Here is a 15,383-nt window from a genome sequence, read left to right as displayed (position 1 = left end):
GTCAAAGTAGAGAAAACCGAAAATTAAAAATCCTTCTGGCCTAAAAAGGGCAGAAGGATTGTGAACTAACGATTTTTGGTTTCCTCCGTCCCTGTCTTTTACAAGATCAAGGCAGATCTTATTGGGTTTTCTGACAAGCATATAGCCCTGAAGGTGCAATTCCGATTGATACTGCCCTTCGCCATTACTATAGCAAATCAAGGAAGATTTGTATAGTTCAATCTTTAATAAAGACATCCGCAGAATAGATGCCCCTGACTGTGCCGTCGTCGAGCTGAAGCTCTAATAGCCCTTCTTCTGAGATGCCTAAGGCTGTGCCTTCAACCGTTTCATTTAACATGACAGCTTGGATTCGCTTGCCCGCTATATTCGAATAGCCCTCCCAAAGCAATTTGATCGGTCCGAAGCCGTGTTTCTCATACATTTTCGTATATGATTCAATAAAGAAGAGGATTTCGGCGATCAGCTTAGCGCGATCAATATGCTTTCCGCCGGCAATCTTCAAGGAAGTGGCTATCTCTTTCAATTCCAATGGAAAATCGTCTTCATCCTGATTGACGTTCATTCCGATTCCGAGAATAATCGCTTTCACTCGATCCGGTTCCGATTGAAGTTCAGTCAGTATGCCCGTCACCTTCCTGTTGTTGATCAAAATATCATTCGGCCATTTGATCGTTGCTTCAATGCCAGCGATATTTTCAATCGCTCTTACAATCGCGACTGCAGCCACGAGTGTCATTTGCGGAGCTTGCTGGGGCATGAGGGATGGCCTGATGATCAAACTCATCCAAATCCCTTTTTGGGCTGCTGAATCCCAAGGGCGGGACAACCTTCCCTTGCCCGCCGTCTGCTCCTCGGAAACGACGAGGGTTCCATCGGGTACACCAGCTTGTGCAGCGTCGTGCGCGAGTATTTGGGTCGATCCGCAACTGACATGATAATCGATTTTCCTGCCATAGGCTGCGGTCTGTAAGTACTTCTTGATGTTTGCCGCGTTCACAAGATCCGGCGAAGCGATAAGCACATACCCCTTTTTACGGATCGATGCGATTTCATAGCCTTCCTCTTCAAACTCTCTAATATATTTCCAAATTGCCGTTCTGGACAAACCGAATTCGTCCGCAAACTCCTGTCCGGAAATCGGATTTCCTTTAGCTTCAAAAAGTCTTTTCAGCAATTCACTCTTGATGTTCGTATTCATTCAGAAACCATTCCTTTATCTTTTCCGAATCGTTCGGGCAAATTTGATGGAGCACCGCATATTCGATTTTCTGCATCCATTCACCAACCCATCTGCCGCCTCTTTGGCTTGTCCACTCCATTAGGTCTTTCCCATCAACTAGCAGGTCAGCCTTTGAACGGATTGGCAAACTATCTTGCATCTGTTTCATTTCCTCGAAATGAATTCCAGGTTCTGAAGGATGTAGGGCTTGCCAAATCTTTTCTGTTGCAATCAACACGTCCAATGTAAAGCGGTAATAATCATCAACCGTAAACCGACTGGACTGCCTGTTATCAAGCGCATCTTGGACGTTTGACAGAAAGTCCTTCTCGCGGTTGGAAAGTTTATATGCCTTCGCAATCTCTCCAGCCGAAAAATGACCTGCCAACATCAATGCGGACCACCCTTGCTCTGCTGTCGAATAAGGGGCGCATTTAGATAATAGACGTGCATCATCAGGAAATAGGGGCAAATGCTCCGCCAGGCGGGTATTCACGATCATTGCAAGTGCCTTGCCGGAATCTACGCCATTCCATAATTTATCCATCTCCACTTTGATCCGTTCTACAGAAACATGAACGACACTAGCAGCGTTTTCTTCAATTGCCTGTAAGGTATGTTCCTCGATTGCAAACCCTAAAACGGCAGAAAAACGAACCGCGCGGATCATGCGCAACGCATCCTCATGAAATCTGTCCGCTGCGTTGCCGACTGCCCGGATTTGACGATTCTGAAGATCCTTGATGCCATCGAAAAGATCAATCAGATCACCAGTCAGCGTCAAAGCCAAAGCATTCATAGTGAAATCCCTGCGTTGTAAATCCTCTTTCAAAGACCTGACGAATTTCACTTCATCGGGCCTTCTATGATCCGTATATGTACTTTCCGTACGGTACGTCGTCACTTCGATCGGTTCGTCATCTAAAATTACCAGTACAGTCCCGTGTGCAAGCCCTACATCAATTGTATGGGTGAAAACCTGCTTCACTTCTTCCGGAGTCGCAGACGTGGCGATATCGAAATCAGACGCCTCTTTGCCAAGCAAATGGTCCCGGACCGCTCCGCCAACAAATACCGCTTCGTATCCTGCATCCTCCAATTGGCAGACGACTTTTCGACTCGGTGCCGTTCCAAATTCAGATGTCATGTTAAACCCGCCACCCTGTAGTACAGCTTTTCATATTCAAGAACAATGGAAGCAGAATTGAATTTATCGCGGACTGTCCTGAGCGCACTTTCGCGGAAGTTTCCATGCATGAATGGATCTTCGAGAAGCAGTTTCGCTTTCATTGCCGCAGCTTCCACGTCTCCCAACTCGACAAGGAATCCATTTGTCCCGTCCTCGACCACTTCGGGGATACCGCCAATATTTGTTGCGATCGCAGGCACGCCGCAAGCAAATCCTTCAAGAAGCACGAGGCCAAATGCCTCTTTTTCAGATAATAGGAACATGACATCACTGATTGCTAAAAGTTCCGGTAAGTCATCCCGTTTCCCTGTGAAGATGATATCCTTTACCAATCCCTCTTTTCTTGCCTTCTCCATCATTTCAAGCTTTTCAGGACCCGTGCCTACCAATACTAATTTCGCATCGACTTCCTTGCGGATAAGTTTGAAACTATCAATAATATCCCCTATCCTTTTGACACTGCGGAAATTTGAAATATGGATGATGACCTTTTCATCTTCCCGGATTCCCATATCGTTTTTTAATGAACCAGGATTGACCGGCCGGTATTTCTCTTCATCGATGAAATTATAGATTGTCTTTATTTCATTTTGCGGTTCAATTAATGATAGCGTATCCTGTCGCAGGGATTCCGAAACGGCTGTCGTCATGTCAGATTTGTCGATTCCATAACGGACCGTGTTTTTTAAAGCAGGATCATGACCTAGAATCGTCACGTCCGTCCCATGCAATGTTGTAATGACACCTATGTCGGAATTCGCCATATCCTTACCGAGAGCTGCCGAAATGGCATGAGGGACTGCGTAATGGACGTGCAAAAGATCTAGTCCTTCCTCTTCAATCACCCGTGCAATCCGATTCGCTAAAGCGATATCGTAAGGCGGATATTTGAAAACGGCATAACCGTCAATCTTAACTTCGTGGAAATAAATATTAGGTTGGACATCCGGGACACGGAAAGGCCGACTCGAAGTGATAAAATGCATTTCATGTCCCCTTTCCGCCATTTTCAATCCGAGCTCTGTTGCGACAACCCCGGACCCCCCCACTGTTGGATAACATATTATACCGACTTTCAATTTTTTCATATACTGCACCTCTTCCGCCAAACGTTAATCGATAATATTCTCCAAGCCATACACAAGATCTTTCCGACCGATCACTTCCCGGATCGCCATCATGATGCCTGGCATAAAGCTCTTCCTGTCAAATGAATCATGTCGTAGTGTTAATAATTCCCCTTCTCCCCCGAGAAGCACTTGTTGGTGGGCTAGCAGACCAGGCAACCGGACGCTGTGGATTTTCATCCCTTCCACATCGGCTCCGCGAGCCCCTTCCAAATGGACCTGCTCTTCAGGATGTCCTTGGATATGAGCCGGCCTATTTTCTTTAATCATTTCCGCTGTTTTTACAGCCGTTCCTGAAGGAGCATCCAATTTCCGATCATGATGCATTTCCAGAATCTCGACATCCCCCAAATAGCGGGCCGCCTGCGCTGCGAATTTCATCATGAGTACTGCGCCGATTGAAAAGTTCGGTGCGATGATTCCTCCGATTTGTGTTGATTCCACCATCTCGAAAATCGTTTCCAACTCTTGCTTTGTCAGACCGGACGTCCCAACAACCGGATGGACGCCAAGCGTCAAAGCATCTTTAACATTTCTAAATACGGCATCTGGATCAGTCACATCCAACAGTACTGCTGGTTGAAGCTCTGCATAAAGCTGTGAAAGCGATGTGTAAATTGGAATACCTTTTTTCTCTTCATTTATAACACCGTTATGTAAATGCAAACCATCGAATTTATAATCAAGTGCAGCTACCACTTCTGCATCTTTAGCTGCTTCTATCGCTTCTATCGCCGTAGTTCCCATTCTTCCCCGAGCTCCGGCGATGGCCACTTTTATTTTCATCAAAAATCCTCCTTTTTTGTCCATCGGTCTGCATCGCGCTTTTTAAATTTATTTAATACGCCCATCAGTGCGTCTTCCAAGCTGATGCCTTGTGAATTTGCAAAACAGACGAGAACAAACAGCAAGTCACCTGTTTCTTCTTCCAACGATTTGATTTCTTCACTATCCTTTTTCTTCTTCATACCGTAAACATGCTGCACTTCCCGAGAGAGTTCACCAAGCTCTTCTGTGAGCCTGGCCAGCATTTCCATCGGAGGGAAATAACCTTCTTCAAAGCCCGATATGTATGAATGGACTTCTTCCTGCATGTTTTTCATCGTTTTAGCTTGTTCCAATTTGCTTCCGTCTCCTTCATTTGTTATCGTATTCATTCATAGGAGTATTGTCAAAATTTCTGTGATAAACGACAATGTAAATGCGCACCAAGGAAAGGTGGTCATCTTTTGCTTAGTGGAATAAAATTTAAAAACATCTTTTTTATCATTCTGGGAGCCGCCATTTTCAGTTTCGGCCTTGTACATTTCAATATCCAGCACGAACTTGCAGAAGGCGGATTTACAGGAATCACCCTTATCCTCCTGTTTGCCTTCAACTGGGATCCTGCTATTATGAACCTTCTGTTGAACATTCCGATGTTCATCATCGGTTGGAAACTGCTCGGTAGGAAAGTTTTCATTTACACAATTATCGGCACAGTTGCGGTTTCGGTGTTCTTGAAAATCTTCATGAAATACCAGTTCAACATCCACTTGGAGGGGGACATGTTCCTCGTCGCACTGTTTGCAGGAGTTTTCATCGGAGTTGGGCTCGGCATCATTTTCCGGTATGGCGGAACAACTGGCGGTGTAGATATTATCGCACGTTTGGCGCATAAGTACATAGGCTGGAGCATGGGAAAAACAATGTTTATGTTTGACGCGTTCGTTATTTTGCTATCTTGGGCGGTCTACTTGGATCATCGGTCCATGATGTATACACTTGTCGCGTTATTTGTGGGCGCAAGGGTCATCGACTTTGTACAGGAAGGTGCATACGCCGCTAGAGGGGCTTTCATCATATCGGAGGCCCAGGACGAGATTGCTTCCACGATAACGCTTGAAATGGATCGGGGCGTTACTGTTTTCAGGGGTTATGGCCATTTCACGAAATCTGACCGTGAGATATTATATTGCGTTGTTGGCAGAAATGAAATGATGCGTTTGAAAAATATTGTTACGTCGATTGATCCGCATGCTTTTGTGTCTGTTACTGATGTGCATGATGTGTTGGGCGAAGGCTTTACACTTGATGACCAGAAACGGCCTTTGGATCATTGACAAACACCCTTTGTATAACCGGATTTCCGCTTCAGGCGGACGCTTTCCGGGGGTACGGCTTCAATCCTGAAGTAACACATATACTTCATCTACAGATAAGAAAAATATAGAAAAACCCGACCAGAAGCGGTCGGGTTTTAGTTTTAGTCTCTGCTTTGAAAAATAAGAATGAGGCGGAGCAATTCCATTACGGCAACTGCAGTAGCAGCGACGTATGTCATTGCAGCGGCGCTTAGTACCTTCTTCGCATGGGGCTCTTCTTCATTCCGGATGATTCCGAGTTCAACAATTTGGTTCATCGCACGGCTCGATGCATTAAATTCCACAGGTAGTGTAACAATCTGGAACAAAACACCCACTGCCATTAAGAGAATCCCGATGCCGAGCAAAGAGTTCATACTTGAGAAGATTATTCCAATCATGATGAATCCCCAAGATGCATTTGACGTGATGTTGGCTACCGGTGCCAATCGATGGCGGAAACGCAAAAATGCATAAGCTTCAGCGTCTTGGATTGCGTGTCCAACTTCATGGGCTGCAATCGCTGTACCTGCAACTGAAGCTTCATGGAAGTTTTGGGATGATAAGGCAACCGTTTTAGTTAATGGGTTATAATGGTCGGTCAAAATACCTTTGCTTTCAACGACTTTTACATCTTGTAAACCATTGCGATCAAGGATGAGACGTGCAACTTGTGCTCCATTCATACCAGATGTTGAGCGTACTTTCGCATATTTATTATACGTACTTTTCACTTTGAATTGGGCATACAACGGAAGCAAAATGATAATACCCAGGTAAACCAAAAATGACATTTATGTTTCCCCTCCCTTTCTATCTACTTCTATTTTATAATGCGCCTGAACTAACCGCAACTTTTTGCTATCACACTATAGCTATTACCCCTTTTTTCCTGTTTTTCCATAGAGTATATGCTAAGGCGATACATGCAATGGAGAGCCAGAATGTAAAGTAGCCGATTTGCTGCATATGTTTCATCAAGTCATGGTAAATCGGCATTTGGCCGAATACATAATCGATGACATCATTATGCAATGTCCAAATTGCCGCGATAACGATATGTTTGAACTCGAATCGGTACAGAGGACTATAGAGGACTGCCTGTACGGCCATTGCGAAATGGGAACCGATAAGCATCCAACCGACAGGATCTAAGGAGCCAATTTCCAGCATAGTAAGCAGATTCATGACAACAGCCCATAAGCCGTATTTGACAAGTGTAATAAGTGCCAGCGCTTCAATGAGTTTGAAATTCCTGCCAATCAACCAACCGATGATTGCAAGTGTAAAGAACAGGCTTGCCGTAGGGCTATCCGGTACAAAAATCCAGAATTTCGGTTCTGTTATTTCCAATTGCCACATATACCAATCGTAGCCGTATACCGTGCCGAGCAGATTGATGAATAGTAAAATCCACAGGAATGATTTATGAGTTAACAAGAACCAAATTCGATCGACTAAAGAAATCATGTCCATCTCCCCAAACACAAGTATGTAATGAATTATGTATAATAATTTGTAAAAAAAAAGAGTCAGTCACCTGACTCTTTTTTCGTGTTGAGTTACTCTGCTGTTTTCAAGCCTTCTAGGAACTCTGCTAGTTTTTGCAAGTCTTCCTCTGAGCCATCCCACTGATTCGGAGGCATTGTACCAATACCATTATGCGCGATATCTACAATCTCATCTGCTGAAAGGCCAGTGTTGCTTAGCGCTGGTCCTAATCCACCCTGGAAGGCGTCACCATGACAGCCGATACATGTGGATCCAGCATAGATTTGATAACCTTCAGACTCTGGATCGAATTGAACCTCTTCAACAATTGCACCTTGTGCTTTCGCTTTTTCCCAGTCATGGTTCACAACGGATTCCCATGTCAAATAGAATAGAGCTGCGAAAGAAAGGAGCATGAAAGCAGTTGGAAGAGGGCGTTTGAATGGACGGCGCTCTTTCGATGTATCCATGAACGGAACTAGCATTAAAGCTCCGATAGCCAAGCCTGGCATGATGATCGCTCCGATGACGTTATATGGTCCGGAAGCGAATTCATACTTAAGCAATTGGTACATGGATAGGAAATACCAGTCTGGAACCGGTATGTATGTTGTATCCGTAGGGTCTGCTTGACGTTCAAGCGGAGACGGATGGGCAACTGTCAGGATTAAATATCCGATTAGGAAGATGGCACCGATAATCCACTCTTTCAAGAGGAAGTTCGGCCAGAAAGCTTCTGTTTTACCCGGATATTCCGAGTAGTCTTTAGGGACATTCGGCATCTTGCCTTCAGCTTTGATGCGCGAGTCACCAACAAATTTCATACCTTTTCCGCGTTGCATTTTGTCCCCTCCTTATTCTAGTTTCAGACAATCAACATCGTTTCCGATGTGAATCTTATAGCGGACCGGAGATTCCTTGTCTTCTGATCATGATAAAGTGTGCCGCAAGCAACCCAAGCAAAGCAGCAGGTAGGAAAAATACATGAATCGCAAAGAATCGTGTCAATGTTTGAGCTCCAAGGATAGTGGAGTCGCCGGCTAGAAGGATTTTAATCTGCTCACCGATGAATGGCACCGATGCTGCAATTTCAATACCTACTTTAGTCGCGAACAACGCTTTCATATCCCAAGGCAGTAAATAACCAGTGAATCCTAGACCTAACATCGTGACGAAGATCAATACGCCTACGATCCAGTTCAGTTCTCGAGGCTTTTTATACGAGCCTGTAAAGAATACACGCAGTGTATGCAAGAACATCATAACGATAACAAGCGATGCTCCCCAGTGGTGCATCCCACGCACAATCTCACCGAATGCAACTTCATTTTGAAGATAGTAAACGGATTTCCATGCATTTTCAATATCCGGGGTATAGTACATTGTAAGGAACATACCTGATAGAATCTGGATGACCGTTACGAAAAACGTCAAACCTCCGAAACAATAAATGAATGCAGAAAAATGATGTGCAGGGTTTACGTGCTCAGGTACTTCGTGGTCAGCGATATCACGCCAAATCGGGGTGATATCCAACCGTTCGTCAACCCAATCATAAATTTTATTCAGCACTTCGGTCGTACCCCCTTACATATTAAACTAATGTGTTTGGAACCGTCTTTCCAAGATGTACATAGCCATCCACGACTTCTACCACATATTCATCAAGTGGTCCGAGTGGTGGAGATCCCGGTATGTTTTTACCGTTTTTCTCATAACGTCCATTATGGCAAGGGCAGAAGAATTCGTTCTTATGCTTCTCGTCGCCTTCCCAGTTCACCGTGCATCCAAGGTGCTTACAGACAGGAGAAAGTGCGATGACCGTATCGCCTTCTTTATAGACCCAAGCTGTGTTCGATACGTCGGACTTGTACCATCCATCCTTACGATCTTTAATAGTAAAGTCAACACGTACAGGAGTTTCAGACAACTCGTCCACTTTTTGTGGAGTCGGAATGAAATCACCTTCACCTTTTGGTTGCAATACTGGATCGACCGCAAAGCGGACCATCGGCATCAACGTAGCTGAAACCATGAATCCACCGACACCCATTAATGTATAACTTAGGAATTGGCGTCTAGACACTTTGCTGCTCATCAGTTTCCCTCCTCTTACTCCAAGTTCCGTCCAACGGACATACTTTTACTAATTGTAATACTAGGACATATCTATGATATATCAATATTAATGTAAATTCAATCATGCTTTCAGCTGTATGTACAGATTGTGAACATTTCATGAATTTTACACATGTCCCATTCATATCCACCCGATGATCATTATTCCAACGTGCAGAAATCATTCCCTCGGAAACCGATTATTGTTTCGCCCATTCCTCGGTAAATTTCGGGAGTGCTTGGCGCAGTTGATCTTCAAGAATTGATTGCCGTAAAGAAGCATCCATATTTTCAAGCGGGATGGATGGCAACCAAATGACTTGTCCTGGCAACTCCATTGATGTCCAAGTGTGATCCGTCGTCAAGAAAAAAACATGTTTGAAAGTAGTAGTGGAAAATTCCTGCAATGTCGTTTGCGCCATATGTTGTTGATCCGTTTCCGGTGTATAAGCGAAAGGCGGAGCAAACATCATTCTCCCTTTGAATTGAGTTTCAATGAGGGAAGCCAAATGCATGACGAATTCTGTCGATGAAGCGCTATTCTTCATATTATCCATCTTCGTTTCAACTTTTACAAGCGGTATCACCAATGTATCGATATATTCTTTTTGAAGCAAATATGTATCCATGTCCTTGCCTGTCCAATTCATATATAAACAGCCTCCTAATAATATTCATACAAATGACTCCGTCAGAAAGACGGAGTCATTACTCTTTTGTGATTTTCATATCGTTCAGCATTGCCGATAGAATGAGGAACCGTTCCCGGTCATTGGCGTCAAGTGCTTCATCGACTCTCCTCATAAGCAAATCCAGGGACATAGAGGCAGCACTTTCTTCGAGCAGCTGCTCGGCAATCTTACGATCTCGTGCACTCACCTGAAGCTCAGCCGGAAGGAATGGATTTTCCTCTCGTACACTCGCATATTGAGGACAAGCATGGCTGTTTGGAAAATTCAGCTGAATGTACATTTTTTCATCAGGATGGAGTCGGAGATCATGGAATGATTTTTCCGCATCTGCCGTCATGAGATTGCCTTTGTAAAATCGGAAAGGGATGCTTTCTGAGTTTATTGTAGAAATCACCATCGCCCGCGGACAATAATGTGCCTCATCCGTAAAGTGGACGTTTTGAAGTAGTTGTTCATGGCTTAGAAGATAATTCAGAATCCACACACATTCCCGACGCTTCAATTTATAGCGCTTTAAAAACCACCGTACGAAGTCTTTTTTGGCAGCGACAGGAATCATGGCTGTCATATCACACCTCCTCGTCATTCAACGTTTCAAGAAAAGCGGTCCATTCCTCAGGTTGTTCTAGCATTACCAACGTCTTAACTACTTCGATAGCTTCATCACGTTTTCCTTCATCCAAAAGGAATCTTGCGTATTTATCCAGAAAAGATGGATCATCCTTCATTCCAACATATGCCTTACTGTAAGATACGTATGCATGTGCATATTGTTCCTCTCTTTCCAGTGCATATGCTTTGAAAGCCGACAATAGTGGAATGTCCATCTGCTCTTCATTCATTTCGGTCAGCAATGATAATAATTTTTCGTCTTCTTCCTGCTGATTATAGAGGGATGCGAGTGTGACAATCGCATCTATATATTCGGGATCCAGAGCAATCGCTTGCTGTAAATGTTCTTCCGCTTCGAGGGGGATTCCGAGCTTCAACGCCGATTTGCCCGCGGACAGGCGGAGTTCTTTATCAAATTCGTCACGCTTGATACCCTGCTCGAAAAAGCCATAGGCCTGTTCATCATTGCCCAATTGGGATTGCGCCTGACCTGCGAGCATATATGCAGAGAAGTAATCAGGATCCATTTCAATCAATTGTTCAAGCAACTGGACCGACTTTTCCGGCTGTCTACTCTGGTAATAGGCAAACGCTGCACCAAATAGCGTATCGGGAAGCTGCTCATCTTTCAAAAGTTCCTCATAATAAGGCAATGCTTCCTCGTATGCAGCTCCAGCGCTATACGTTTCAGCCAGTCTGAGCGGAATCATTATACTAGCAATTTCATTATGGCCTTCATTGTAAAGTTCGGTGTAAAGTTTTGCGGATTCGAGATATCTTCCTGCATCTAGCAGCAGTTCAGCATACGCAAAACGGATGACAGGCTCATGAGGTGATCGCGATAAGGCTTCTTTCACCTTTCCGATAGCCGCCTCCGCCATTCCGATCATTTGATAATAATCGGCTAGAGCTAACAGCGCCTGGGTATACTCCTCCTGATCTTGCGTCACCTCCGAAAGCAACAGCAATGCATCATCTTCATCCCCGAGTTCCATCAATGTGTTGGCCCGGTCAATCTTCAATTGGGGCTCATCAGGCATATAGGACAGCAACATTTCGTAAATATGGTCAGCTTGTCCGACATATCCGTAATCGACCAATAAACCTGATGCTTCATAAAGCAGATCAAAATCCCCGGACTTTTCCACACGGTCAATCAATTCATTTATTTGCCCGATATCTCCATCGAGTACCGCTTTTTCAAAATCATGTAACTGCATCATATTTTCACCTGTTCCTTCATGTTGTATACATTAGGAAAATTATTCTTCACTACGCGCTATCACGAGTTGAGATAAATGATCAAAGAAGTTCGGATAAGAAATGGCGATGCAAGATGGGTCTTCAATGTGGATTGGACCAACTGACACCAAAGCGGCAATGGCAGCCATCATCCCTATTCTGTGATCGCCGTAGGATCTCAGTTCCCCTCCTAGTAAGGCTGTAGGTCCTTCAATAATCATCCCATCCTCCGTTGCTACCACTTTCGCGCCGAGTTTCGTCAGTTCATCCGTGACGGCGGCAATGCGGTCCGTCTCCTTGACACGCAGTTCCGCAGCATCTTTGATGACTGTTGTACCCGTCGCCTGGGTTGCAAGCAGCGCAATAATCGGCAATTCATCGATAAGTGTCGGTATGATATCTCCACTTATCTCAATCCCTTCCAATCGGGAATGCGCCACTTTAACTACTCCGTAATATTCCCCTTTTTCACCGTTATGTTCAAGTATTTCCACTTCGGCACCCATTTGCCTCAGTACTTCAATGATTCCTGTTCTCGTCGGATTCAGACCGACATTAGTAAATACCACTTCACTGTCTTTGATCATAGCAGCAGCCGCCATGAAAAATGCCGCGGATGAAATATCACCGGGAACAATCACGTCCGTCCCCGATAAAGCTTGTCCTCCTTGGATGCGTACCGTATTTCCATCCTTGAGAAGCTCAGCTCCGAACTGCTGAAGCATCCTTTCCGTATGATCCCTTGAAACGTCAGTTTCTCTGACGACTGTTTCTCCTTTTGCGTTCAATCCGGCAAAAAGGATCGCAGACTTCACTTGTGCACTTGCCACAGGCATCTTATAGTCAATTCCTTCAAGCGTTGATCCAACGATTGTAAGTGGAAGGAAATCACCTTCTTCATCGCCTGAAATCATTGCTCCCATTGATTGCAGTGGGGTGGTCACTCTTTTCATCGGTCGCTTGGATAAGGAAGCGTCGCCTGTCAATGTGGAAGTAACCGCCGAGCCCGACAATATTCCGAGCATCAGTCTAGCCGTTGTGCCTGAATTCCCGGCATATAGCTCTTCAGTAGGAGTGACCCATTTCTTAATCCCGGGACTCGTAATCAAGACGTCTGTTCCACTACGCTCAATGGAGACGCCTAATCGCTTGAAAATCTCGATTGTACGTAAGCAATCCTCCCCATCGAGGAATCCTTTTATCCTCGTGCGGCCTTCAGCTATCGACCCTAACATGATAGCACGATGCGAAATGGATTTATCCCCCGGCACTTTTACAGAACCTTTTACTATCGGCTTGTTGAATGTCACTGTTTTTGTTTCCACCATGAAGAGCCCTCCCTTTTTAGAGAATATGCATGCTATAATCCGTTTTTTTCGCAAGGACCGACCTTGCAGCCTTCCGATCATCCGCCGTCTGAAAACTGATGACGAGGATTCCATATACATCTGTTCGTGTTTCTACAATCCGGATATTCGTGATGCTGATTTGCTCATCAGCAAGTATTTTTGTGATTTCGGATATGACACCAGGATGATCCGGTATATCGATATGCAAATCGAATGTCATATACAAAGCTCCTTGCACTGCCCCTTTGAAAGTGGAAGGTAATTGATCCCGGAACTCCTTCGCATCAGAAAAGAAATCATATATTCGATCGGGATCGTTTTCAAGGATCATCGAGCGGATTGAATTCATTTCCTGTAACCAGCCATCCAGTTGCCCAAGTAATTCTTCCCGATTCTGAATTGTAATATCGCGCCACATCGTCGGATCCGCTGAGGCGATTCGGGTAAGGTCACGGAAGCCGCCGGCAGCTAGATCCTTCACGAATGGCTGCTCTTTTTCCTGGTCAGCCAACCTGCCAACGAGGGAGGAAGCGATAATGTGAGGGAAATGGCTGACAATCGCCGTCATTCGATCATGCTCAGCCGCATCCAAGATGACGATTTTACCTTTTGTAGGCGCCAATAAATTGGATAGGCTATCAACTTGTTCAGAACTCGTCCAATTGCTAGGTGTCAACACATAATAAGCATTTTCAAACAGATGTCCTTTCGCTGCCGCGATGCCGCTTTTATGGGAACCTGCCATCGGATGCCCGCCGATAAATGTCAATCCTCGGTCTTGAAGTCTAACGGCCGCCTGCATGATCGGATTTTTTGTACTTCCCGTATCCGACAGGATGACATTCTCTTTGAGCGTCCATTGTGAAGCTTCTTCCATCAATGCAATTGTCGTATTCACAGGGGTCGCAAAAATGATGTAATCGGCTTTTTCGCATGCCGCTCTTGCGGATGGTGCAATTGTATCGATGATGCCACGGCGGTAAGCTTCATCCGCGGTTGAATATGATCGGTCAAATCCTGATATATGCAAATTGCGGCCGCCGCGCTTCAATGCAAGCGCCAAGGAACCGCCAATAAGACCTAAGCCAATAATTGCTATATTTTCATTCATTGTTATCTACCTTTTTCTTGTAACAAAAGAGTGAACGCCTGTAGTAATCCCGTATTCTGCTCTTCTGTTCCGATTGTGATCCTAACGTACCCTGGTGTCCCGAGTGCATTGCCGCTTCTGATGATATAGCCGTGTTTCAAAAGAAATTCCGAAGCTTCGTCCGCATCTCCCGGTACTTCCATCAATACAAAGTTCGTTTCGGAATCATACATATGGATTCCTTTTTCATTAGCGAAAGACTTGTAACGCTTCCTCTGTTTTGCATTTAATTCCCGGCACATGTCGATGAATGCATCGTCTTCCAGAGCCTTGGTTGCAACTGCTACAGCTAACGTATTGGTGTTAAATGGATTACGCACTTTATTCAGCTCGGTAATAATATCGGATGAGCCGACCGCATACCCTATTCTAAAGGATGCAAGGCCATACGCTTTCGAGAATGTACGCAACACAATAATGTTAGGAAACCGATCTATCAGTCCAATCGAATCGATATGATCAGAAACCGTTACGTATTCAAAGTAAGCTTCATCCAGTACGACTAAGATGTTTTCAGGAACCTGCTCCAAAAAGCTTTCCAGCTCGGCTTTTGGAATAAGACTTCCGGTCGGATTATTCGGATTGCACACCCAGATGATTGCTGTACGATCATTTATCGCATTGATAAAATCGTTCAGATCATGATGTTCATTCTTTAATGGAATCTCCGTTATATCCGCACCTTCAATTTTAGCATTATGGGCGTATTGTGGAAAAGACGGAGTCGGTATAATCGTATGCACTTTTTCATCAAGCAATGCACGTGTAATGATTGAAACAAGTTCATCCGAACCATTTCCGAAAAGGATTGAGGATTCCTCCACGCCATGCTTTTCTGCCAGTTTTGCACGAAGGGTTGTCCCATTTCCGTCTGGATAAATTTCATACGGCATCGATGTGTTGCTTAAAAACTCAGCTACTGTAGACGCGCAGCCGTAAGGATTTTCATTTGAAGCCAATTTTACGACACTATCCAAGCGATAAGCCTTTTTCACTTCTTCAGTCGATCTGCCCGGTTTATAAGGTCTCATAGTAGATAAAACTTGTTTCCACTGCATATGTACTCCT

The 15,383-nt window shown here is 44.6% G+C and carries 17 protein-coding genes; 1 reads left to right on the top strand and 16 read right to left on the bottom strand.

Annotated elements, in window-relative coordinates; all coding sequences use genetic code 11:
* Positions 1 to 217 precede the first annotated feature (217 nt).
* Genes OC538_RS01910 through OC538_RS01890 form a run of 5 tightly spaced genes read right to left on the bottom strand, consistent with a single transcriptional unit; the run spans position 218 to position 4,695 of the window.
* Complete coding sequence (locus tag OC538_RS01910) at positions 218 to 1,201, bottom strand: biotin--[acetyl-CoA-carboxylase] ligase (RefSeq protein WP_262173033.1); 984 nt, start codon at positions 1,199 to 1,201, stop codon at positions 218 to 220.
* Positions 1,179 to 2,369 (bottom strand): CCA tRNA nucleotidyltransferase, encoded by a 1,191-nt coding sequence (locus OC538_RS01905; protein WP_262173032.1) that lies wholly within the window; start codon positions 2,367 to 2,369, stop codon positions 1,179 to 1,181. Before OC538_RS01905 ends, OC538_RS01910 begins: the two co-directional genes overlap by 23 nt.
* Positions 2,366 to 3,499: an N-acetyl-alpha-D-glucosaminyl L-malate synthase BshA gene (gene bshA, locus OC538_RS01900; RefSeq protein ID WP_262173031.1), complete on the bottom strand. Its 1,134-nt coding sequence runs from the start codon at positions 3,497 to 3,499 to the stop codon at positions 2,366 to 2,368. The genes OC538_RS01905 and bshA overlap by 4 nt, the downstream gene beginning before the upstream one ends.
* Positions 3,500 to 3,523: 24 nt before the next feature.
* The gene (gene dapB / locus OC538_RS01895) at positions 3,524 to 4,324 is read right to left on the bottom strand and encodes a 4-hydroxy-tetrahydrodipicolinate reductase (RefSeq protein WP_251694639.1); all 801 of its coding nucleotides are present in this window, start codon (positions 4,322 to 4,324) and stop codon (positions 3,524 to 3,526) included.
* Positions 4,324 to 4,695 carry a nucleotide pyrophosphohydrolase gene (locus OC538_RS01890; protein WP_410055842.1) on the bottom strand — a complete coding sequence of 124 codons (372 nt, stop codon included), beginning with the start codon at positions 4,693 to 4,695 and terminating at the stop codon, positions 4,324 to 4,326. Before OC538_RS01890 ends, dapB begins: the two co-directional genes overlap by 1 nt.
* 72 nt (positions 4,696 to 4,767) lie before the next feature.
* Between OC538_RS01890 and OC538_RS01885 the strand changes: the two genes are divergently transcribed.
* Complete coding sequence (locus tag OC538_RS01885; protein WP_251694641.1) at positions 4,768 to 5,640, top strand: YitT family protein; 873 nt, start codon at positions 4,768 to 4,770, stop codon at positions 5,638 to 5,640.
* A 143-nt stretch (positions 5,641 to 5,783) separates the two neighbouring features.
* Here the strand turns inward: OC538_RS01885 and OC538_RS01880 are convergent, their stop codons facing one another.
* The 11 genes from OC538_RS01880 to hisC form a co-directional block, all read right to left on the bottom strand.
* Entirely contained in the window at positions 5,784 to 6,455 is a 672-nt protein-coding gene (locus OC538_RS01880) for a zinc metallopeptidase (protein ID WP_251694642.1), read from the bottom strand.
* 70 nt (positions 6,456 to 6,525) lie between these two features.
* On the bottom strand, positions 6,526 to 7,131 hold the full coding sequence (locus OC538_RS01875) for a DUF1405 domain-containing protein (protein WP_262173030.1): 606 nt from the start codon (positions 7,129 to 7,131) through the stop codon (positions 6,526 to 6,528).
* Between the two features lie 92 nt (positions 7,132 to 7,223).
* Positions 7,224 to 7,994 (bottom strand): menaquinol-cytochrome c reductase cytochrome b/c subunit, encoded by a 771-nt coding sequence (locus OC538_RS01870; protein WP_251694644.1) that lies wholly within the window; start codon positions 7,992 to 7,994, stop codon positions 7,224 to 7,226.
* A gap of 55 nt (positions 7,995 to 8,049) precedes the next feature.
* The gene (gene qcrB / locus OC538_RS01865; protein ID WP_060208191.1) at positions 8,050 to 8,724 is read right to left on the bottom strand and encodes a menaquinol-cytochrome c reductase cytochrome b subunit; all 675 of its coding nucleotides are present in this window, start codon (positions 8,722 to 8,724) and stop codon (positions 8,050 to 8,052) included.
* A 22-nt stretch (positions 8,725 to 8,746) separates the two neighbouring features.
* Positions 8,747 to 9,253 (bottom strand): ubiquinol-cytochrome c reductase iron-sulfur subunit, encoded by a 507-nt coding sequence (locus tag OC538_RS01860; RefSeq protein ID WP_285847122.1) that lies wholly within the window; start codon positions 9,251 to 9,253, stop codon positions 8,747 to 8,749.
* A 217-nt stretch (positions 9,254 to 9,470) separates the two neighbouring features.
* Positions 9,471 to 9,920 carry a DUF2487 family protein gene (locus tag OC538_RS01855; protein WP_251694646.1) on the bottom strand — a complete coding sequence of 150 codons (450 nt, stop codon included), beginning with the start codon at positions 9,918 to 9,920 and terminating at the stop codon, positions 9,471 to 9,473.
* A 58-nt stretch (positions 9,921 to 9,978) separates the two neighbouring features.
* Positions 9,979 to 10,530 carry a ReoY family proteolytic degradation factor gene (locus OC538_RS01850; RefSeq protein WP_251624233.1) on the bottom strand — a complete coding sequence of 184 codons (552 nt, stop codon included), beginning with the start codon at positions 10,528 to 10,530 and terminating at the stop codon, positions 9,979 to 9,981.
* 1 nt (position 10,531) lies between these two features.
* Entirely contained in the window at positions 10,532 to 11,794 is a 1,263-nt protein-coding gene (locus OC538_RS01845; RefSeq protein ID WP_251694647.1) for a tetratricopeptide repeat protein, read from the bottom strand.
* A gap of 42 nt (positions 11,795 to 11,836) precedes the next feature.
* Positions 11,837 to 13,144 carry a 3-phosphoshikimate 1-carboxyvinyltransferase gene (gene aroA / locus OC538_RS01840; RefSeq protein ID WP_251694648.1) on the bottom strand — a complete coding sequence of 436 codons (1,308 nt, stop codon included), beginning with the start codon at positions 13,142 to 13,144 and terminating at the stop codon, positions 11,837 to 11,839.
* 16 nt (positions 13,145 to 13,160) lie between these two features.
* On the bottom strand, positions 13,161 to 14,276 hold the full coding sequence (locus OC538_RS01835) for a prephenate dehydrogenase (protein ID WP_262173028.1): 1,116 nt from the start codon (positions 14,274 to 14,276) through the stop codon (positions 13,161 to 13,163).
* Positions 14,277 to 14,278: 2 nt separating this feature from the next.
* Positions 14,279 to 15,373: a histidinol-phosphate transaminase gene (gene hisC, locus OC538_RS01830; RefSeq protein WP_251694650.1), complete on the bottom strand. Its 1,095-nt coding sequence runs from the start codon at positions 15,371 to 15,373 to the stop codon at positions 14,279 to 14,281.
* Between the last annotated feature and the right edge of the window lie 10 nt (positions 15,374 to 15,383).

The organism is Saccharococcus sp. Marseille-Q5394 (assembly GCF_946901335.1).
Classification (GTDB): domain Bacteria; phylum Bacillota; class Bacilli; order Bacillales_A; family Planococcaceae; genus Sporosarcina; species Sporosarcina luteola_C.
The sequence above is the reverse complement of the archived record's forward strand: the minus strand, read 5'-3'. Positions and strand labels throughout refer to the sequence as shown.